The organism is Gelidibacter sp. (genome assembly GCF_053579655.1).
In genome coordinates this window covers 19,494-41,651 of record NZ_JBMDWE010000002.1, presented here as the reverse complement: position 1 = coordinate 41,651, position 22,158 = coordinate 19,494, and the positions used below count along the sequence as shown (strand labels likewise).

The 22,158-nt window shown below is 37.5% G+C and carries 20 protein-coding genes; 14 read left to right on the top strand and 6 right to left on the bottom strand.

All coding sequences use genetic code 11. The features are described 5' to 3' along the window. The first annotated feature begins 37 nt into the window (after positions 1–37). From ACOH2D_RS01460 to ACOH2D_RS01430, 7 genes are all read left to right on the top strand, one after another. Complete coding sequence (locus tag ACOH2D_RS01460) at positions 38–280, top strand: hypothetical protein (RefSeq protein WP_348035280.1); 243 nt, start codon at positions 38–40, stop codon at positions 278–280. Continuing rightward, entirely contained in the window at positions 280–678 is a 399-nt protein-coding gene (locus ACOH2D_RS01455) for a type II toxin-antitoxin system VapC family toxin (protein ID WP_348035281.1), read from the top strand. Before ACOH2D_RS01460 ends, ACOH2D_RS01455 begins: the two co-directional genes overlap by 1 nt. Before the next feature lie 230 nt (positions 679–908). Then, positions 909–1,232, top strand: coding sequence for a DUF4286 family protein (locus ACOH2D_RS01450; protein ID WP_449534167.1), 324 nt, complete (start codon positions 909–911; stop codon positions 1,230–1,232). A gap of 154 nt (positions 1,233–1,386) precedes the next feature. Next, entirely contained in the window at positions 1,387–2,172 is a 786-nt protein-coding gene (gene rsmA, locus ACOH2D_RS01445; protein WP_449534166.1) for a 16S rRNA (adenine(1518)-N(6)/adenine(1519)-N(6))-dimethyltransferase RsmA, read from the top strand. Between the two features lie 18 nt (positions 2,173–2,190). Next, positions 2,191–3,564: a magnesium transporter gene (gene mgtE, locus ACOH2D_RS01440; RefSeq protein WP_348035284.1), complete on the top strand. Its 1,374-nt coding sequence runs from the start codon at positions 2,191–2,193 to the stop codon at positions 3,562–3,564. A 1,317-nt stretch (positions 3,565–4,881) separates the two neighbouring features. Continuing rightward, positions 4,882–5,823, top strand: a complete 942-nt coding sequence (locus ACOH2D_RS01435; RefSeq protein ID WP_449534165.1) for a 2-hydroxyacid dehydrogenase — start codon at positions 4,882–4,884, stop codon at positions 5,821–5,823. A 142-nt stretch (positions 5,824–5,965) separates the two neighbouring features. Beyond that, a complete protein-coding gene (locus tag ACOH2D_RS01430; protein ID WP_348035286.1) occupies positions 5,966–6,400 on the top strand; it encodes a TM2 domain-containing protein in 435 nt (144 codons plus the stop codon). A 174-nt stretch (positions 6,401–6,574) separates the two neighbouring features. On the opposite strand, the gene ACOH2D_RS01425 is transcribed toward ACOH2D_RS01430, so the two are convergent. The 3 genes from ACOH2D_RS01425 to ACOH2D_RS01415 all read right to left on the bottom strand — a co-directional run bounded on the left by ACOH2D_RS01425 (position 6,575) and on the right by ACOH2D_RS01415 (position 10,232). Then, positions 6,575–8,413 (bottom strand): lysophospholipid acyltransferase family protein, encoded by a 1,839-nt coding sequence (locus ACOH2D_RS01425; protein ID WP_348035287.1) that lies wholly within the window; start codon positions 8,411–8,413, stop codon positions 6,575–6,577. Positions 8,414–8,503: 90 nt separating this feature from the next. Continuing rightward, entirely contained in the window at positions 8,504–9,751 is a 1,248-nt protein-coding gene (locus ACOH2D_RS01420; protein ID WP_449534164.1) for an aspartate kinase, read from the bottom strand. After that, positions 9,738–10,232: a GNAT family N-acetyltransferase gene (locus ACOH2D_RS01415; protein ID WP_348035312.1), complete on the bottom strand. Its 495-nt coding sequence runs from the start codon at positions 10,230–10,232 to the stop codon at positions 9,738–9,740. Before ACOH2D_RS01415 ends, ACOH2D_RS01420 begins: the two co-directional genes overlap by 14 nt. A 122-nt stretch (positions 10,233–10,354) precedes the next feature. Between ACOH2D_RS01415 and fbp the strand changes: the two genes are divergently transcribed. Next, a complete protein-coding gene (fbp, locus tag ACOH2D_RS01410) occupies positions 10,355–11,380 on the top strand; it encodes a class 1 fructose-bisphosphatase (RefSeq protein ID WP_348035309.1) in 1,026 nt (341 codons plus the stop codon). A gap of 523 nt (positions 11,381–11,903) precedes the next feature. Here fbp and ACOH2D_RS01405 read toward each other — a convergent pair. From ACOH2D_RS01405 to ACOH2D_RS01395, 3 genes are all read right to left on the bottom strand, one after another. Beyond that, a complete protein-coding gene (locus ACOH2D_RS01405) occupies positions 11,904–13,037 on the bottom strand; it encodes an ATP-binding protein (RefSeq protein WP_449534163.1) in 1,134 nt (377 codons plus the stop codon). A 155-nt stretch (positions 13,038–13,192) separates the two neighbouring features. Beyond that, positions 13,193–13,582 (bottom strand): four helix bundle protein, encoded by a 390-nt coding sequence (locus tag ACOH2D_RS01400; RefSeq protein WP_449534162.1) that lies wholly within the window; start codon positions 13,580–13,582, stop codon positions 13,193–13,195. Positions 13,583–13,749: 167 nt separating this feature from the next. Next, on the bottom strand, positions 13,750–14,502 hold the full coding sequence (locus ACOH2D_RS01395; RefSeq protein WP_449534161.1) for an SDR family NAD(P)-dependent oxidoreductase: 753 nt from the start codon (positions 14,500–14,502) through the stop codon (positions 13,750–13,752). 584 nt (positions 14,503–15,086) lie between these two features. On the opposite strand from ACOH2D_RS01395, the gene ACOH2D_RS01390 reads away from it, so the two are divergent. From ACOH2D_RS01390 to ACOH2D_RS01365, 6 genes are all read left to right on the top strand, one after another. Continuing rightward, a complete protein-coding gene (locus ACOH2D_RS01390; RefSeq protein ID WP_348035311.1) occupies positions 15,087–16,082 on the top strand; it encodes an AAA family ATPase in 996 nt (331 codons plus the stop codon). Between the two features lie 109 nt (positions 16,083–16,191). Next, on the top strand, positions 16,192–17,058 hold the full coding sequence (locus ACOH2D_RS01385) for a DUF58 domain-containing protein (protein ID WP_449534160.1): 867 nt from the start codon (positions 16,192–16,194) through the stop codon (positions 17,056–17,058). 24 nt (positions 17,059–17,082) lie between these two features. Then, positions 17,083–18,738: a BatD family protein gene (locus ACOH2D_RS01380; RefSeq protein ID WP_449534251.1), complete on the top strand. Its 1,656-nt coding sequence runs from the start codon at positions 17,083–17,085 to the stop codon at positions 18,736–18,738. Beyond that, entirely contained in the window at positions 18,738–19,742 is a 1,005-nt protein-coding gene (locus ACOH2D_RS01375; RefSeq protein ID WP_348035232.1) for a vWA domain-containing protein, read from the top strand. The genes ACOH2D_RS01380 and ACOH2D_RS01375 overlap by 1 nt, the downstream gene beginning before the upstream one ends. Positions 19,743–19,922: 180 nt before the next feature. Continuing rightward, positions 19,923–20,957: a vWA domain-containing protein gene (locus tag ACOH2D_RS01370; protein ID WP_449534159.1), complete on the top strand. Its 1,035-nt coding sequence runs from the start codon at positions 19,923–19,925 to the stop codon at positions 20,955–20,957. A 149-nt stretch (positions 20,958–21,106) separates the two neighbouring features. Next, complete coding sequence (locus ACOH2D_RS01365) at positions 21,107–21,919, top strand: tetratricopeptide repeat protein (RefSeq protein WP_348035230.1); 813 nt, start codon at positions 21,107–21,109, stop codon at positions 21,917–21,919. The last annotated feature ends 239 nt before the right edge of the window (positions 21,920–22,158 follow it).

The following is a 22,158-nucleotide window of genomic DNA, read 5'->3' as shown; positions in this document are numbered from 1 at the left end:
ATCTTAAAAATTACTAACTTGCAATAAATAGATGATCATGGGAGGATTAACGATATCAAGTAAAATTCTGGACAAGTATTTTGGTTATTTGAAAAACTTAGACGTTCGAACGAAAAAAAACCTAATACTCAAATTAACTGAGTCCATGGAAAACAAACCAAATAAAAAAACGAACCCAGAAGATCTCTTCGGTGCTTGGATTGACAAAAGAAGTTCTGACGATATAATATCCGACATAAGAAATTCTCGAATCGAAAAATTAAACACAGAAGATTTATAATGAAATATCTTTTGGACACTAATATCTGTATTCATTTTTTTCGCGGACAGTTCAATTTGATTGACAAAATTCTCGAAATTGATTTACAGAATTGTGCCATTTCTGAAATAACTCTTGCGGAACTCACTTATGGAGCTGAAAACAGCTCTAATCCAAAAAAGAATCTTGACCTCATTGATAAGTTTTCTGAACAGGTAAAAGTCCTACCGATTTTTAATGCGATTCATACCTACGCAAAAGAAAAAACAAGATTAAGAAAATCAGGAACTTTAATTAGCGATTTTGATTTGTTAATTGCCGCAACCTCTGTTTCTCATGAACTGATTATGGTTACTGAAAACATAAAAGAGTTTGAAAGGATATCAGATATTATAATTGAAAATTGGATTACTCGCTAATGCATTTGATTATATAGGTTTTAGAAACAAACCACTTCTTCCTTCAAAATCTATCTCCTCCAAAACACTATCAAACACAAAAAAAGATTAAATTCTTTGATGCCAACCAAGAACTTCTGTTCTTTGCAAAACAATTCTAAATCTAACACACAATAAACAAGCACGAAATCCCAACTATTCTACTCACTAGTATTGGGATTTGGTACTTGAAATTTTAAAATTCATTTTTTATGATCATATACAACGTTACCTCAAACATACACGCCAGCATCCACGAACAATGGCTCGCTTGGATCAAAGAACACATTCCTCATGTTTTGGCAACAGGCCATTTTACTGAAGCCAAACTGACTAAAGTTCTGGTCCACGATCCTGAAGGCAGTGTCACGTATTCCGTGCAATACAGAGCAAAATCTCGTGAAGCCCTCGAAAGTTATTATAAAAACGATGCTGATAAATTACGTGACGTCGGTTTCCAAATCTTTGGCGATAAGGTATTGTCATTCCGTACAGAACTGGAAGTTATTGACGAATACTCAGTTAAGTTTAATTAATTAGAAAATAGAGAAAAGAATGAAGAGAAGAGACGCTTCTCATTCTGAAACTTTGTGACTCCGCGCCTCTGCGAGAAAAACAAAAAACTTCTCTTCTCAAAAATAAATTCTCACTAACTTCGTACTTCAAGCATCGTGCTTCCAACTTCCAACTATGTCAAAAGATAATCAAGTCAGAGCAAAAAAACATTTGGGTCAACATTTCTTGACTGATGAAAGTATTGCTGAAAAAATTGCCGATTCACTTTCCTTTAAAGGTTATGATCATGTGCTGGAAATTGGTCCAGGCATGGGCGTTTTGACCAAGTATTTGCTTAAAAAAGACATCACAACGCATGTCATCGAAATTGACACAGAATCGGTAGACTACCTTCAAAAAAACTATCTTAATCTTGCCGATCGCATCATTGAAAAAGATTTCTTAAAGTATAACTTAAAAGAAGTTTTTGGAGATGAGCCTTTCGCCATTATCGGGAATTTTCCTTATAATATTTCATCGCAAATCCTGTTCAAGACTTTAGAGATGCGCGATCAAATTCCAGAGTTTTCAGGCATGTTCCAAAAAGAAGTGGCACTGCGCATTTGCTCTAAGGAAGGCAGTAAGGTGTATGGCATACTTTCGGTTTTAACACAGGCATTTTATGATGCCGAATATCTTTTTACGGTTCCGCCTTCAGTATTCAATCCACCACCAAAAGTGGATTCTGGCGTGCTCTTATTAAAAAGGAAAGAAAACTTCAAACTGGACTGTAACGAGCAACTCCTTTTTAGAGTGGTAAAAACAGGCTTTCAACAACGGCGTAAAACCCTGCGAAACAGTTTAAATTCACTGGATCTCTCTGAAAGCTTGAAATCAAACCCTATCTTTGGAAAACGTCCCGAACAATTAAGCGTACAGCAGTTCATCGAACTAACACAACTGATTGAAAACGATCGTTAATCTTTAAAAACAATCCATTTGGCAGAAGAAAGAGAGAACATACAATTTGAGCTAACTGACGAACTCATTGAACAAGTTCAGCAACTTATCGAAGATAAAAACGATGACGAGCTCCACCGACTTTTAAATGAATTCCATTACGCTGATATTGCTGAAATTCTAGATGAAGTTGATCTGGAAGATGCAGTGTATGTGATCAAACTTCTCGATTCTGAAACCACCTCAGAAATCCTGATGGAGCTGGATGAAGACCATCGTGAAAAAATATTGCGCAACCTGTCCTCCAAGGAAATCGCTGACGAAGTACAGGCTTTGGACACGGATGATGCTGCTGATATTCTTTCGGAACTTTCTGAAGAACGTCAACGTGAAGTCATCCATCACTTGGAAGACGAAGATCATAAGGCTGAAATTACCGAATTACTGGCCTATGACGAAGATACTGCGGGCGGACTCATGGCCAAGGAATTGGTTAAAGTCTACGAAACCTGGACCGTTGCCAGCTGTTTGCGCCGCATCAGAGGGCAGGCCAAGGATGTGACTCGAGTCCATTCTATTTATGTCGTCAACAAGCAAAACAAACTCATTGGACGCTTGTCTTTAAAAGATTTAATTATCGCCAAAAGTGATGAGAAAATTGCCGACATCTACATCAAAAATGTCGATTATGTAAAAGTGGACGAAGATCCCGAAGAAGTCGCAAAAATCATGGCTAAATATGACTTGGAAGCCATTCCTGTGGTTGACGATGATATGGTTTTATTAGGACGCATCACCATTGACGACATTATCGACGTCATGATTGAAGAAGCCGATAAAGATTACCAATTGGCCGCAGGTATTACGGGAGATGTGGAAGCTGATGATAGCATTTGGCAACTTACCAAAGCGCGTTTGCCCTGGCTTCTTATTGGAATGTTTGGAGGTATCGGTGCCGCCAGTATCATTAATGGATTCAGTGATGCCATGATGCAATTCCCCGCCTTGTTACTTTTTATTCCGTTAGTGCAGGCCACGGCAGGAAATGTAGGCGTACAATCTTCCGCCATCGTGGTTAAAGGTTTAGCTAATGGCACCATTGACAGCAATATTATCCATCGTCTTTTTAAAGAATTACTCTTAGGATTGGTCAACGGGTTGGCAATTGCCTTTGTCGTTTTAATGATCAGCCATTTCGGATTTCATACCACCTATTTAGAATCCCTAACCATTTGTGTGGCCTTGGTAACAGTTATTATGATGGCCGCAGTCATTGGAACCTCAATGCCAATATTCTTGGACCGACGTGGCATTGATGCCGCAGTAGCCACGGGACCGTTTATTACTACCAGTAATGATGTTTTCGGGATTTTGACTTATTTTCTCGTGGCTAAGATGATATTAGGGTTTTAAAAAAGATCTCAAATTTATAAACATATCCAAAGGTTCCTTCCCTTTTTTCAAGGGAAGGTGGCTTCAATTCCAGAAAAGGAATTGAAGACGGAAGGGTTGTAAATTACAAATACAGAAAAAGTTGATCGCTTCAGACCTCTAAAGTTTTTAGGCTTTAATATTTGGGGCGTTCCCTTTCAGGTCGCGCTTTCCATTGCAATCTTTTGCGAAAAGCAAAAGGATTTTCATTACAATCGCTAACGCGAATTTGGCATTTAAAAGAAAAGTAGTTAATTAGAAATAAAATTTGAAATACATCTCAAATGAAAACTGCTCTGCTCCCAATATTTTCGATGTTAAAAATTCCTTCCCTTTTTTCAAGGGAAGGTGGATTTAAGCCCAGAAAAGGGCTTAAAGACGGAAGGGTTGTAAAATCTCACAAATCCATAAACAAATTAACCACACAAAACCTCTCAGGTTTTAGAAACCTGAGAGGTTTGACAACTCATAAATCAAGCTCAAAACCACCGCGTCGTCTGCTTCTATTCTGAAGCAGAAGCCACTCCTCCTTTCAAAGGAGGAGAATTCCTATCAGTCTCATTTTAAAAACTGCAAGATTCAAAATTCCTTCCCTTTTTTCAAGGGAAGGTGGTTTCAATTCCAGAAAAGGAATTGAAGATGGAAGGTTATAGAATCTCACAAATCCAATAAAAATTACACTAACTAAACCTCTCAGGTTTTCCTCCTACGCTGAAGCTTCGGCGGACAAGTAAAAACCTGAGGGGTTTGACAGCTCAGAAATTATACTGAAATACCACCTCGTCTTCTGCTTCTATCCTGAAGCAGAAGCCACTCCTCCTTTCAAAGGAGGAGAATTCCTATCAGTCTCATTTTAAAAACTGCAAGATTCAAAATTCCTTCCCTTTTTTCAAGGGAAGGTGGTTTCAATTCCAGAAAAGGAATTGAAGATGGAAGGTTATAGAATCTCACAAATCCAATAAAAATTACACTAACTAAACCTCTCAGGTTTTCCTCCTACGCTGAAGCTTCGGCGGACAAGTAAAAACCTGAGGGGTTTGACAGCTCAGAAATTATACTGAAAAACCACCTCGTCTTCTGCTTCTATCCTGAAGCAGAAGCCACTCCTCCTTCAAAAGGAGGAGAAGTTAGTTTGTGATTAAATTTTTAAAGACGTCGAAATCAAAAAGGATCAAATGAAAATATTCTGATCACCATTCTTATTTCTTAAGTAAAATTGACAGAAATCAAAATGCCTTTTCTTAATTTTGAAATTATGAACTTTTAAAAATAGATTCCTGCCTACGCAGGAATGTTACCATGAAAATCCTCCACCTCGATACCAACCATCGTTTACTCATCGATCAGCTCTACGCTATGGGCTATCAAAATGATGAAGATTATACGTCTTCCAAACAAGCCATTGAAGCTAAAATACAGAATTATGACGGTGTCATTTTAAGAAGCCGTTTTAGCATTGATAAACAGTTTTTAGATGCCGCTAAAAACCTAAAATTTATCGGTCGCGTTGGTGCAGGATTAGAAAACATTGATTGTGACTACGCTCAACAAAAAGGCATCCACCTCATCGCGGCACCAGAAGGCAACAGAAACGCCGTTGGCGAACACGCTTTGGGCATGCTCCTATCTTTATTTAACAAACTCAATAAAGCAGACCGTGAAGTGCGCTCTGGGAAATGGCTTCGTGAAGATAATAGAGGTATTGAACTCGATGGAAAAACCGTTGGTCTTATTGGTTATGGCAATATGGGCAAAGCTTTCGCCAAAAAACTACGCGGCTTTGAAGTTGAAGTGCTGTGCTATGACATCAAAGCCAATGTAGGCGATGACAATGCCAAACAAGTGTCTCTAAAAGAATTCCAAGACCAAGTGGATGTTGTGAGTTTACATACACCACAAACACCATTGACCTTAGGCATAGTCAACGCCGACTTTATCAACGCATTCAAAAAACCATTTTGGTTCATTAATACAGCGCGTGGTAAAAGTGTCGTGACTAAAGATTTGGTAGCTGCTTTAAAATCTAAAAAAATTCTTGGCGCAGGATTAGATGTTTTAGAATACGAAAAGTCATCTTTTGAAGACCTATTTACTTCTGAAATGCCACAGGCATTCAAATACCTCATCCAAGCAGAAAATGTCCTCTTAACCCCACATGTGGCAGGTTGGACCATAGAAAGTAAAGAAAAACTGGCACAGACTATTGTTGATAAAATAAAGGCCATTTCAAAGTCCTATTGATATTTAAGTTTCAAACACTAATTATGTGCATTGAAAAACCCTAAAAGTTGGGCTTTGAATTCAGTCATAAAGTCTTTTTTGTTAAATCAAATCTTTTTTTTGCTACCTTTAAACTTCTAACTTTTAAAACATTACAAGGAAGATGACTGAAAATAACAATTTAAGTGACGATATGCTGGACAGCGCAAAAGATAACAATAAAAAATTTACAGAAGACGTCAAACGTTCTGCTGAGGAATTTTCAGATGGAGCTAAAAAAAGTGCTAAAGAGTTCTCATCAGGAGCAAAAGAAGCCTTCGGAAACACCCCAGGTGAGAATAAAAAAATATTAGCTGGTATTCTTGCTATTCTCGTAGGATCTTTAGGTGTCCACAAATTTATACTAGGGTACAATAAAGAAGGCGGAATTTTATTAGGAGCCACATTAATTGGCATGGTACTCTCCTGTGTAGGTATTGGCATATTTGTAATTTGGGCAACAGGATTAGTGGGATTAATTGAAGGTATTATCTACCTTACAAAATCTGATGCTGAATTTTACGCTACCTATCAAGCAGGCAAGAAACCTTGGTTTTAATCATTTTACAAAAGCTGAAAATTATATTATTCGGCTTTTGTAAAATCAATTAAAATTTGTATTTATTTCAATGTTTAAGAGGATATTGCAACTGCTAATAAAACGCAAAAGATTTATAGAAGGAAAGAATAAGAGAAGTTTTACAATTAAGAATTAGGCAATAAGGAATTATTTTTAGACTTCAGGAGCATCCCCATTCTCCGCAAATTTCCGCTCCATCTCCGCTTGAAATTCTTCCATCACAGGTTTCACGGTGCTTTCTGGTAAGTCGGCTATTCTGATGTACATTAAACCATCCACAGCGTTGTTGAACAATGGATCAACATTAAACGCAACCACCTTCGCATTTTGTTTAATGTACTTTTTGATGAGTATAGGCAAACGCAAAGTGCCTGGTTCCAATTCATCAATAATCCTGTCGAATTTCACCAAATCGGCTGCGGTTTCATCAAAAACAAAGTCCTTATCGGCATCCTTTAACTTGACCTTGAACTCCTTTTTAGGATGCACATATTGTGCGATATAAGGATCGTAATAATTGGATTTCATAAACTCAATCATCAGCGATTTTGAAAAGTTGGTAAATTTATCGCTAATGGTCACGCCACCAATTAAATATTTATGTTCTGGATAACGCAAAGTGGTATGTACGATACCTTTCCATAAAAGGAACAAAGGCATGGGTTTGAGCTGGTATTCTTTAATGATAAAAGCACGTCCCATTTCAATGGATTCGCTCATCATTTTATAAAGTTCGGGCTCAAAACGGAATAGATCCTGAAGATAAAACCCGTCAATACCATAAGCAGCAAATATTTTTGAACCTAAGCCCATACGATAAGCTCCCGCCAATTTATGAGATTCATTATCCCACAAAAACATGTGGTGATAATAATTATCAAACGGATCTAAATCGATGGATTGGTTGGTGCCTTCGCCAACTTCACGAAACGTGATTTCACGCAAGCGTCCGATTTCACGCAAAATATTGGGAATGTTCTGGGAGTCAGTCAAAAAGACTTCGTAGTTTTTGCTTTGTAAAAGTCGGCCGTCATTTTCACGTAAAAAATCCACTTCCTTCTTCATATCTTCCACACTCACTGGTGTGACGATGTTTTTGATAGGTTTTGGAACTTTCAAGGTTGAAGAAATATTGCTCAGAATATTGCCCTTTTGATCAAAAGAATTGGCCAACATATAGGTTTTCTTTCTTAAAAATTCTGAAAACTCTTGAAGGGTAGACAATTCTTTTTGGTCTGCTACAGAAATTGGTCTTCCTATCCTAACCTTAATAACACGTCGTTTTTGGGTCAGCACTTCTGAAGGCAATTTTGCCGTCCGGAACGTATCACTGATTTTAGAAAGCTTATAAAAAAGCTGGCTGTTTTTAGCATGAAAATAAATAGGCACTACAGGAACTTCTGCCTTTCGGACAAGTTTCATTGCAGCCTCTTCCCACGGGCGGTCAACAACCAATTTACCATCTCTATAAGTGGACACTTCTCCTGCTGGAAATACGCCTAATGGATGTCCATCACGCAAATGCGAAAGCGCAGCTTTAAATCCTGAAATACTTGACTTGACATCTTTTCGGTCTTCAAATGGATTGACCGGCATGATGAAAGGCTTCATCGGTTCAATACGCTCTAGTAGGAAATTGGCGATGATCTTAAAATCATCGCGTTGCTCCAACATTAATTTGAGCAGCAAAATCCCGTCAATTCCTCCCAACGGATGGTTCGATACGGTTATGTATGCGCCATCTTTTGGCAATCGTTTTAAATCATCTTCAGGAATTTCAAAACGAATCTGAAAATCGTCTAAAAGAGCATCTAAAAACTCAACGTTGCTTAAATGTTTATTGCGATTATAAACCTTATTAATTTTGGATATTTTAAGTACTTTCATAAGCACCCAACCGCAAAACGTACCAAAAACGCCATATCTATCTAAATGTATGGCTTGGGCAACTTCTTTTGCATTTACTAATCCTGTTTCCGGCTGTTTGGTCATGGCTACAAACCTAATCAATTTATTTAATAAAATAGCGGTGCGACAAGCATCAAAAGTGACATCTTAAAGAACACCATCTGGCAATTTTTGTTATTGTGTTACCATTTGCATGGTTTCTTGCGTTAACTGCTTCAACAATACGATTTTATCCGTTTCCAATTGTGCTATGGCCTCCAAGTTATAATGTCGTATGGTATATAAGGAGACATTTTCATGACAGGTTACCTTAAATTTAGCCTTTAAATGATGCAAAAGATCGGATAGATTATTATAGCTGTTTTCTATACAAACGGAAAAGCTAATCGCCGAATTTTGAAGGACAGCCACTTTCATTTTATACAAATGTAGCAGTCTGAAAATCTCACTGATATTCTCTTCAACGATATATGAAAAATCCAAGGAGGACAAAGAAATTAAAACCTGATCTTTTTTGACAATAAAACAGGGAATCATCGGTTCAATACCTTTGCCCTTAGCAACCATAGTGCCTGGATCTTCTGGATGATTGAAGGATTTCACGAAAAGTGGAATTTCCTTTTGCTGCAAAGGTTGTAATGTTTTTGGATGGATGACGGAAGCACCATAAAACGCCAATTCAATAGCTTCACGATACGAAATCCTATTCAGCAATTGTGCGTTTTCAAAATAACGGGGATCGGCATTTAAAACTCCTGGAACATCTTTCCAAATGGTCACATTTGCAGCATTTAGGCAATAAGCAAAAATGGCGGCGGTATAATCACTGCCTTCGCGACCTAAAGTGGTGGTGAAATTATTGGCATCACTTCCCAAAAAGCCCTGAGTTACATTCAAAACAGAGGTATTGAATTTAGAGGTGATGGCCATTTGCGTTGCTTCCCAATCCACGTTGGCACGTCGGTAATAATTATCTGTTTTGATACACTCACGAACGTCCAGCCAATTGCTGGTAATACCAACCAAATTAAGATATTCATTAATAATTACCGTCGAGACCATTTCGCCGTAGCCAATCGATTGGTCATAGACAAAGTTATAATCTGGCGATTTATTCCGGTCAAAAAAACTGTGCAACTCATCAAACAAAAGAGCTACTTTTTTAAAAACAGGATGTGATTCCTCAAACAAATCCAACAAAATAGCCTCATGATATGTTTTGACATTGCGCAGTGAGCTCTGCAATTCACTTTTATTATGAAAGTAATTGCCAACGACCGTTTCTAAGGCATTGGTAGTTTTTCCCATAGCCGAAACGACAATCAGCGTGTTTTCAAAGCCTACTTTTCTTAGAACCTGTTCCAAGTTTTTAACGCCCAAAGCATCTTTAACCGACGCTCCTCCGAACTTAAATACGTGCATCTTCTAATTTGGCTATATAGTTTTTAATTCCGGTTTCGGTCAAGTGCACCACATCCCAATCGCGTTTGACATCCGCACCTTTCTTTTCATAAAATTCGATGGCAGGTTCATTCCAATCCAACACGTCCCAACAAATGCGTTTAACGCCCAATTGGTCGCCGTATTGCACCACTTCATCCAAAAGCGCTGTTCCCAAGCCACTGCCTCGCATTTTTTCGCTCACAATCAAATCTTCCAAATGCAAAATTTTACCTTTCCAAGTAGAATATCGGCTGTAGACTAAAGCGATGCCTTCTACTTTTCCGTCTACTTCAGCCACAAAACATTCAAAGGCAGGATTTTCGCCAAAGCCATCGTTTTGCAAATCAGAAACTGTGATTTCAACGGCATCGGGTTCCTTTTCAAAAACTGCCAATTCGGTAATTAAATCAAGCACTTGTGGCATATCTTCGCGAACTGCCCATCTAATTTTTAAATCCATCATAAAAAAAATTGTGTTCAAAGATAACGCAAACTAAAAAAATTAAAGCCGTTAAAGTTTCACGAAAACGTTGTAGTTCGTTAAAAAAAACGATATTTGTAGAAACAAATCCAAAATACTTCATGTTTCGAAAGCATCAAACTTTAGGTGAATTCATTATTGAAAACCAAGCGTCTTTTAAATATTCATCAGGCGAACTTTCCAGCCTTATCAATTCGATCCGATTAGCTGCTAAAGTGGTTAATTACGAAGTCAACAAAGCGGGCTTAGTCGATATTATTGGCACTGCAGGCGATGTTAATGTTCAAGGTGAAGATCAGCAAAAACTGGATGTTTACGCCAACGAAAAGTTCATCCAAACCATGACCAATAGAAATATTGTGTGTGGGATTGCCAGCGAAGAAGAAGAAGATTTTATCGCTATTAATAGTCAGGACGAAAAATTTCAGAATAAATATGTGGTACTTATTGATCCTTTAGATGGCTCATCTAACATTGACGTGAATGTCTCCGTTGGAACCATTTTCTCGGTTTACAGACGTGTCACGCCGATTGGAACGCCCGTGACGATTGAAGATTTTCTGCAACCAGGACATCAGCAAGTCGCTGCCGGATATGTGGTTTATGGCACCTCAACCATGTTGGTTTATACCACAGGTGATGGCGTCAACGGTTTTACGCTCAATCCTGCGATTGGCACCTTTTATTTGTCACATCCAAACATGCAATTTCCAGAAAATGGACGTATTTATTCCGTTAACGAAGGAAATTACATCCACTTTCCTCAAGGTGTAAAAAATTACATCAAATATTGCCAAATGGAAGAAGACGACCGACCATATACGTCGCGTTATATCGGCTCGTTGGTTTCTGATTTTCATAGAAACATGATCAAAGGAGGCATTTATATCTATCCGAAAAGCTCCTTAAACTCCAACGGAAAATTACGTTTGCTTTATGAATGTAATCCTATGGCCTTCTTAGCTGAACAAGCTCATGGAAAAGCGAGCGATGGGTTTCAACGTATTTTAGACATTCAACCGACTGAACTTCACCAACGCGTTCCTTTTATCTGCGGCAGCAAAAACATGGTCGAAAAATGCGAGGAGTTTATGCAGAAAGCTCAGGCTGATAATTCCAAAAAATAAACTTAGAAAACTCCAATTTAAAAAGCACCAAATTTCAAAAAAGTTTCGGAAAACCAATTGGTGCCAATCCGACAAATAAGTATTTTATAAAAAAACCTGCTTCAGTGCCGTTTTATATTCGGGTGAAGCAGGATTTGCTGTAATTGGTTAATAGCACTGTAAAAAATTTCTAATTTTTAACATCGTTTAGTAAAAACTACGATTAGCCAAAATATCTGTATGAAGGGCAAAAAGCGATCAAAAAAATCGATGAAGTACAGCTTTAGAATGGAGTTTATAAGTAGATCAAGCTCTTAATAAAAACACCGACAAAATGCAGCCAAAAAAAAAACCCTGCTTCAGTGCCGAACCATTATCGGGAGAAGCAGGATTGTATATAATTGATTAATAGCGCTGTAAAATTGCAGTTTTTTATTGAAATATTCTATAAAAAACTATCATTAACAGAAAAATCTGTATGAATGGTAATGGCTGTTCAAAAAGTCCGATAAAATGCATTATCACAAAATACCGGTGACCTTTTCTAACTGTATTTCACTTTTCTTAAAATACGCAAAGACTCTTTATATTTCCCATACAACTCTTGGCTGAAATCCTTTAAAAAGGGTTTGGCTTCATTAAGCTTTTCAACAGCATCATGAAATAAATTGAGATAACAGATAAGATAAGTTGCTGGTAAATTTTTTAAATCCTGTTCTTCATTAGCATTAAGCGGCTGTTGTTTTTTGAGTTTTTCTAAAATAGCATTGTTAGTATTATAAATATGATGCAATACTTTTTTATCATACTGTGGCGCTTCAAAAAGCAATTTCGTCACTATATGATAGGTGGCATTATTGTTAAACGTTATGCGAGTTTCCTCCAAAGGATAATATTTATAATTGTTTTGCAAGCCCAAGCTCACATACTCCACAATATTAAAAGCGTCCTCGTCATAGGTAATGGTGACTTCATCCAAGGTCGAAAAAAACAACCGCACTTGCTCATTGACGAGTTCAATATCAACTCTGCTAAAAAAGACTTCATCTTTATAAACCTTTTTCTGCCCGGCCCAACAAAGCACAAAATATTCCTTAAAAACCAAATATTGGGGACGATAGTCTTTCTGCTTATTTAAAAAATAGAAAACGCCGTCGAGCGTATGTTGAATGTTATTTTGCGAGTGCTTTTCAATAGCTTCCACAATATTTGAATTGACATCTTTGATCTCAACATCAAAAACTTTGGGCATGCTGATACTTCCATCCCTAAAAAAGACGGAGCCACCATAATACTTCCAGATGTTCTTTTTTAAGGAGGTCAAACCCTCAATAGGCCGAATGGTCACCAATCCCACCACTTTATCATCCGGTAAATGAGGAAACGGGATATTCTCATATTGCACAATCGGCGGATTGGTCAAATAGGCATTGATCAGATTCTGGATTTTGCTGTCATCAAAAAAATCAACACCTGTAATGCTGTTGTCTTCATCTTCGACACCAATAACGATATAAGAATTGTTTTTTGGATTACTGTTCGCCAACGCACAAATGTGTTTTAAGAATTTCGCCTTCCCTTCCTTTTCGCCAATATCAATCTGCCGCTTCTTGTCATAGAAACTGCTCTCATCGTTGTGAGCTAATAGGTTTTTTATGAGAAGTCGTTTGTTGATCAAGACAAGGGATTGTTTATTCTTTATTACTATTTTTTATTCTTACTTGGGACTATTGATTATTCTCTATTATTATTATTTATTCCTACTCTGACGTATTAATAATTCTCTATTCCTATTATTTATTCTCACTCTTGTGCAAGATCTATTTTTCGTATTTAGTCGAATTTTGAACCGCGACGTTCTGATTTTTTGAGGTAGTTGATGAATTTTGAAAGTTGGTCGATGAGATTTTGAGCTTTATTATTTAAGACATGATAGGTTTCTTTAGAAATATGCTCCCTTCTATAAGCACGCAATAATTGTGCTTTTGACTCGCTGCAAGAACCTCTTGAATATCCCAGAAACATAATAAATTCCTTATTTCCACCTCTGCCAAAACCTTCAGCGATATTGTCCATTATCGATCCAGACGACCCATTTATTTGTTCCCTTAATTTATAATCTTTTTGTAAAGATGTGTTTTGGATAACATTCCAAATATCATCGCAAAATAAAGTTGCTTCTTTATATACCTCCAAATCTTCAAATGAGCTAAAGTGTGCCATAGCGATTTCATAATAATAAAAATAGACAATGAAAAAGATCAATCCCCTTAATACAAAGAATTACAAAGGATCTACAAAATGGCACCTCAAAACAATGCCTTTTTGTTTAAACCAATAAATCTTCTAATAATCTAAAACATTCAATAAATAATAAAAATAAAAAATAATCAATTGACTTTTTTCAAAATTGTAGACGACGCCTGAGCCGTCGGAAACACCAACAAATCTGCTATATTCACATGCGCAGGCCTAGAAACCACGAAATAAATAATCTCCGCAATATCTTCGGGCTGTAATGCTTTGTAGCCTTTATAAACATTATCCGCAACCGCTTCGCCTTTAAAGCGCACTTGTGAGAACTCGGTTTCTACCAATCCTGGATTAATGGCACCAACTTTAATTCCAAATGGATTCAAGTCAATCCGCATGCCTTCAGTTATCGCTAATACGGCATGTTTGCTGGCACAGTACACATTTCCTTTGGCGTAAACTTCCTTTCCAGCAGAGGAGCCAATATTGATAATATGCCCGGATTCTCTGGCAGTCATTTGCGGAATTACGGCCTTACTCACATATAACAAACCTTTTACGTTGATGTCCATCATGGCGTCCCAATCGTCTGTATCTCCAGTTTGAATCGGATCCAATCCGTGCGCATTTCCTGCGTTATTGATTAAAATATCAATCGTTTTAAAATGTTCTGGCAACGACGCAATGGCTTCAAAAGTGGCGTTCTTGTCACGAACATCAAAATTCAAAGTGTGGACATCGGTGGTTTTCTCCAAAGTCTTTTTGATGGTGTCCAAACGATCTTGACGTCGGCCACATAAAATCAGATTGATGCCATGTTTTGCAAATTCGTGTGCTGTAGCGCGCCCAATGCCGCTGGTGGCGCCTGTAATTAATGCTGTTTTTCTCATAAGTATTTGTCATCTCCGCCTTTCGACTATCGCTCAAGATAAACTTCGGCAGAAATCTTTTAATTTTAATTCATTTCTAATTTTAGTTCTTGATTCTGAGGATAAGCTTCGCTGAACCTAAACGTTTAGCTACGCTGATCCTTTGGATTCCAACCTTAATAGTCACTATCCTGATAACTATCAGATGAAAACCTCTATTTTATGTTATTCCAAATTTAGTTATTTATTTTAAGAGTAGTTCCGTTGATCTTTTATGTATTACTTGGACGAACCTAAGATTAGTTAAGTTAAAGTTATTGGATTAGCTACACTTAACCTGAGATGAGCTCCGTAGATCCTAAAGGATTAACTTCGTTGAACCGAAAGCTTTAGCTTCACTGATCCTAAAGGTTTAACTTCGTTGAACCTAAAGGTTTCCTGCCTTCGCAGGAATGAATCCTTAAAATAGTATTAAATGTGTCACACTTATGATGATAGGCCTCAACTTTTAACCAATCGTTAACAGCATTCCACTAAAAATTTTAACAATTTGCACTACTCAAAAAATCAGACCCTAATTTAAGTCTAAAATAATCCCTATTATGATGCAAGAAACAGTTGATATCAAAAGCATTAACGAGAAAATTGAAAGAGAAAGTGCATTTGTTGATTTGCTAACCTTTGAAATGAACAAAGTCATTGTTGGCCAAAAATATATGGTGGAACGCTTACTGATTGGATTGTTGGGACAAGGGCATATTCTGTTAGAAGGTGTACCGGGTTTAGCAAAAACATTGGCTATTAATACGCTTTCCCAAGCTATTGATGCGAGTTTTAGTAGGATCCAATTTACACCAGACTTACTACCTGCAGATGTTGTTGGAACCCTGATTTATAATATGAAAGTCAACGATTTCACGATTAAAAAAGGACCGATTTTCGCAAATTTCGTCCTTGCGGATGAGATCAACAGAGCACCTGCCAAAGTACAATCGGCGTTATTGGAGGCGATGCAGGAAAAACAAGTGACCATTGGTGATGAAACCTATAAATTGGATAAACCATTCTTGGTCATGGCAACTCAAAACCCAATTGAGCAAGAAGGAACCTATCCACTTCCTGAAGCGCAGATTGACCGTTTTATGTTGAAAACGGTTATCGATTATCCAAAAATAGAAGAAGAGCAATTGATTGTTCGCGCCAATCTTAAAGGTGCTTATGAAAAAGTGAATGCTGTTGTTTCCATCGAACAAATTTTAAGAGCGCAACAAACGGTTCGTGAGGTTTATATGGATGAGAAAATCGAAAAATACATTCTCGATATCATCTTCGCTACACGTTTCCCTGAAAAATATAAACTTGCCGATTTAAAACCATTGATTTCCTTTGGTGCTTCGCCACGTGGTAGTATCAACTTAGCGGTTGCCGCAAAATGTTACGCGTTTATCAAACGTCGTGGCTATGTGATTCCTGAAGATGTTCGCGCCGTAGTGCATGATGTATTACGTCACAGAATTGGAATTACCTACGAAGCTGAAGCTGAGAATATCACTTCTGTTGACATTATCAACAAGATCGTAAATGAAATTGAAGTACCGTAAATAAGTTGGCAGTCTTCAGTAAGCAGTCTTCAGTGCTTACTTGAAAATTGAAAAGCATTTCATATTTTGGACTGACAACTGAAGACTGCATACTGCCTACTCAAAAAAAATGGATACCAAAGAATTACTAAAAAAAGTACGCAAAATAGAGATTAAGACACGACGCTTGTCTGATCATATCTTTGGAGGAGAATACCATTCTACCTTCAAGGGACGTGGTATGACTTTTAGTGAAGTGCGCCAATATCAGTATGGCGATGATGTCCGAAATATTGATTGGAACGTTACCGCAAGATATAACGAACCACATATCAAAATATTTGAAGAAGAACGTGAGCTGACCATGATGCTCATGGTTGATATTTCGGGTTCAGAATGGTTTGGAACTGAAGAACAGTTTAAAAACGAAATCATTACCGAAATCGCTGCAACTTTAGCCTTTTCAGCCACCCAAAATAACGATAAAATCGGATTGATTCTTTTTACGGATGGCATCGAATTATACATTCCGCCAAAAAAAGGACGCTTTCATGTGTTGCGCATCATTCGTGAGTTGATCGAATTTAAACCGAAAAGTAAAAAGACCGATATTGACTGTGCCCTAAAATTTCTATCCAGTGTAATGAAAAAGAAAGCCATTGTGTTTCTGCTTTCTGATTTTATTGCTGACGATTATAAGCAAACCCTTAAAATTGCCGCAAACAAACACGATATTACCGGCATACGCGTGTATGACAAACGTGAAGAAAATATTCCAAACTTGGGGCTTGTACAAATGCAAGACGAGGAAACTGGTGAATCTATATTGGTGAATACGTCTTCAAAAACCATGAGAACCAACTACGGTAAATACTACAACGAACGCGTGAGCTATTTCAAGGAAACCTTTACCAAATCGGGCGCTGGCGTGATTGACTGTCGCGTTGACGAGAGCTATGTCACAAAATTATTGGGCTACTTTAAACGCAGAGCTTAATCCATGAAGAATTTAAAATTAATAATGAAGCATTTCTATTTAGGTTATGGCAAAAGCTCATCGGTCGTCGGTCATCCGCCATCCGTCCTTTTGTCAATTTTTTTCTTTCTATTTTCCATTGTCTCTTTCGCTCAAGTCAAATCATCCGTCGATCCTACAAAAATTAAGATTGGTGAGCAGATGACCTATAAAATTGAAGTCGAAGCCGACACTACCGATTTAGTCATATTTCCGGAAGGTCAAACTTTTTCGCCGTTGGAAATGATCGAGTCCTATAAAATAGATACGACTAAAAACAAAGCGCGTTTCAACCTGATCAAAAAATATGGCTTAACGCAATTTGACTCTGGCAGTTACACCATTCCGAGGCAAAAAATCATCATTGGCACCAAAGAATACTTCACGGATTCTTTAAAAGTAGAAGTTAACAACATTCAGGTAGACTCAACAAAACAAGGCCTTTATGACATTAAACCTTTTATAAAAGTCGAAAAAAGCAGCAGCGATTGGTGGAAAACAGCCCTTATCATTTTGGCCATTCTTGCTATCATAGCCTTCTTAATGTATTGGTTTATCTGGCGTAAAAAACCGTTGACCGAAGAAGAAGAAATTGCACTTCTGCCACCCTACGAACGCGCAAAAATGGCGCTGAAGAAATTGGACGAATCCGATTATTTACAGCAAGCTGAACTCAAGGATTATTATTCTGAATTGACCTTTATCATCCGACGTTATTTGGATGAAAAAGTATACAATCGCGCTTTGGAAAGTACCACCGACGAATTGATTTTCCGTTTGAATTTACTTAAAGATGGCAATCAAATCGAACTATCTAAAGACGATATCAGAAACATTGAAACCATTCTGAAACGTGCCGATTTGGTAAAATTCGCCAAGTCCGCTCCAGATATTGAATTGGCCAAAATTGACAGGAATACGATCGATCTGGAGATCGACAATGTCAAACAAGCATTACCAGAGCCAACTGAAGCCGAAAAATTATTGGATCAGCAATATAAAGAGGAACAGGAACGCAAAAAGAAACGCCGTAAAATCATCATTACCGTTGCCGTTTCCCTGTTTTTACTCATGGCCACTTTTGTAGGTTTCTCAATAAAATATGGCTTTCATTATGTAAAAGACACGCTTATCGGTAACGACACCAAAGAGCTATTGGAAGGCGATTGGGTAACCAGTGATTATGGCGTTCCGCCGATTTACATCACAACACCAGTAGTTTTAGAGCGTGTGGAATCACAGGCTATTGACACGAACGCCACTGTTAAAACAACGATGTTTGGCTATGGCACCTTATTAAGTCCCATAAACATTATGGTCAGCACCTCAAAGTTGAACATTCCTGATACCACAAAAATTGATTTGAATTTGGCAATCGAAGGAAGTCTTCAAATGTTGGCACAAAATGGCGTGAAGGACATTCTTACCAAAAGAGATAAATTCGTGACCCCTAATGCCGCTGAAGGCTTGAAGGTTTACGGAACGGCATCCTTCCCTGGACTCTTGCCAGATCACTACAGAAAAGGGAATTATGTTTTTCTTGCTTTTACGACGGAACATATTTTACAACAAATCATGTTGGTCTGGGATGCTGAAGATCGCTATGCCGAGGACATTATGGAACGCGTTTTAAATTCCGTAGAACTTAGAAAAGTAGACTGATGCTGGAAGGAATTCATTTTTTAAACAAAGAGTTTTTTTGGTTGTTTTTACTTCTACCATTAATTGTGATATGGTATATATTTAAACACAAAAAGCAAACGGCCGAACTTAAGATGTCAACCATAAAAGGGTTTAAAATGACCAACTCATGGTTGCCAAAAGCAAGACATGGCCTATTTGTTTTAAGACTATTGGCATTGGCCTTAGTGATTACCGCTATAGCACGCCCAAGAACGGTGGATGTTTCGACCAAAACAAAAAACACCAGAGGGATTGACATTGTGATTGCCATAGATGTTTCGGCAAGTATGTTGGCCAAGGACCTATTACCAAACCGTTTGGAGGCCTTAAAAAAGGTGGCTTCAGAATTTATAAAAAGCCGACCAAATGACCGTATTGGGATTGTGGAATACGCTGGAGAAGCCTACACCAAAACACCGATTACCAGCGACAAAGCCATTGTATTGAGAGCGCTTAACGATATCAAATACAATACCACCATTGAAGGCGGTACGGCGATTGGATCTGGATTGGCAACGGCAGTCAACCGAATTAAAGACAGTAAAGCCAAAAGTAAAGTCATTATTTTATTGACCGATGGGGTCAACAACTCCGGATTTATTGATCCAAAAACAGCTAGTGAATTGGCGATTGCCTATGACATTAAAGTCTACACAATAGGCATTGGAACCAATGGTATGGCACTTTCTCCTATTGGTATTTTGCCAAACGGCAACTTTCAATACGGACGCGTGCCCGTGGAAATTGACGAAGACTTAATGAAGGAAATTGCAAAGGTTACCGGCGGACAATATTTTAGAGCAGACAACAACAAAAAGTTAGAAGCCATTTATGAAGAAATTAATAAGTTGGAAAAAACGGATGTTGAAGAATTTAAATATTATAATTACGAAGAAAAGTACCGTCCTCTGATATTATTAGCATTTGGACTATTACTTTTTGAATTCTTATTAAGATCAACTCTTTTTAGAAGTTTTAATTAGACATCAACTAAGACAATAGAGAAGAGAATAAAGATTATAGAAGTTAATAAAACATTCGTGTATTCGTGGCTTATTCCATTATCTGCAGACTGATAACTGATAACTGATGACTGATAACTGATAACTGATGACTGATAACTGATGACTGCCGACTGCGAACTGAAAACTGAAAATTAAAAAATGCAATTAGAAGAAAAAATATGGTTTTGGGGATTAATGGTCATTCCGTTGATCGTGCTTATATTTTTGATGCTGCAATTGTGGAAATACCGCATGCAACGCAAATTTGCGAGCAAAGCTTTATTTAAAAGATTAAGTCCAAACACTTCGATTTTCAAGTCTATTTTAAAAGTCGTGGTGCTTTCGCTTGCTTTTGCTTGCTTGGTCATCGCCTTGGTCAATCCGAAATTGGGAACGAAACTTGAAACCGTCAAGCGTGAAGGCGTTGATATTGTATTTGCCGTTGACGTTTCAAAAAGTATGTTGGCGGAGGATATTGCTCCCAATCGTTTGGAAAAAGCAAAGCAACTGGTTACTCAAATCATTAATAATTTAGCGAGCGATCGGGTTGGAATTATAGCTTATGCGGGAAAAGCCTTTCCGCAATTGCCAATTACCACCGACTATGGATCGGCCAAAATGTTCCTCCAAAGTATGAACACCGACATGCTTTCATCACAAGGAACCGCTATTGGTGAAGCCATCCAACTTGCAAAAGGTTATTATGATGACGACCAAGATACCAATCGCGTGCTCATTATCATATCTGATGGCGAAGATCATGGCGAACTGGCAACGCAAGTGGCACAGGAAGCTTACGAAGCAGGCATCCGGATTTTCACCATTGGTGTGGGAGATGTCAAAGGTGGGCCAATCCCTGAAAAGCGAAACGGGATTATTGTCAACTATAAAAAAGATAAAAATGGCGAAACCGTCATCACACGTTTAGATGAAGACACTTTAAAAAGCATCGCCAAAGAAGGTCATGGCTCCTATATCAATGGAAGGGATACTGCAAAAGTAGTGGAGCACATTCGGAATATTTTAAACAAGATGGATAAAACCGAATTTGAAGCCAAACAATTTGCTGATTTTGAAGCACAATTTCAATGGTTTTTGGGTGCGGCTATTTTCTTCCTTTTGATTGATATTTTACTGTTGGAAAGACGCACCTCATGGCTGAAACGTTTGAATTTATTTAACGAAAACCTCTAGTAACTTTAAGAAAACATTATAACACCAATCGCTATAGTTTTTTTAGTTTTACGAACTGTTTAAAAATGAGGAGGATAAAATTTGATTTTGATGAATTGAACTTTTGATGGGATACATCAAATTAATGTAAGTTCATAATGATATAGAAAATGAAAAACCTAACACTTTTGATCCTATTTTTTACATGTTTCGCTTTTTCTCAAGACAACGAGAAAGAGAAGGAACAATTGTTGGCCATAAAGAAATCCAATAATTTGGTTTATGAAGCCAATGCGTTGATGGAGGACAACAACTTTATTTCTGCAGAAAAAGAATATCGCAAAGCTATTTCCAAACAACCTTCTTCTGTAGCAGGCACTTATAATTTAGGAAATTCCTATTATAAAAAAGGCAACTATGAAGAGGCGCTTTACAGACAGCAACAAGCGGCTAACAATGCCACAGATAAGGCCGAAAAACACAAAGCATTCCATAATATTGGTAACATTTTGATGAAAAACAAAAAGTGCAAAGAAGCTGTTGAGGCTTATAAAAGTGCTTTAAGAAATAATCCTACCGATGATGAAACGCGTTACAATCTTGGACTAGCAAAAGAATGTGCTGAACAGCAAAAAGATGATCAGCCGGATGAAAACCAAGATAAGGACAAAAAAGAGGATAATAAAGACGACAGCGATCAGGATAAAGACAAAAAAGATCAGCCAGATCAAGATAATAAAGACAACAAGGACGATAAAGGCCAGGATAAAAAAGAGGGCGACGACAAAAAAGACGAAGGCAAACCAAAGGATGAAAAAGGTAAAGACGAAAATCAACAGCCTCAACAGCAACCTGGAAAATTGTCTCCGCAGCAGATAAATAATTTATTGGAAGCCATGAACAATCAAGAACAGAAAGTTCAGGAAAAAATGAATGCCGAAAAACAAAAAGGAGTCAAAGTACAAACGGATAAAGACTGGTAGATGGATTTTTGATTGATGAATAACGATTAACGAGTTATGATTTAAGAACCCATATGAAGACAAATGAATTAGAAGAACGCATTATAGATTTCGCAGTGTCAATCGTTAATATTGTCGACGTGCAAATCTCTATATTGGAAATGAAGAAAAAATATTAAAGGTTTTGGATGAAAACAATTAACTAATTTCCATTTTTGTCGCAAGTATTAAAACTTCTAAAAACAACAATTAAAAAAATC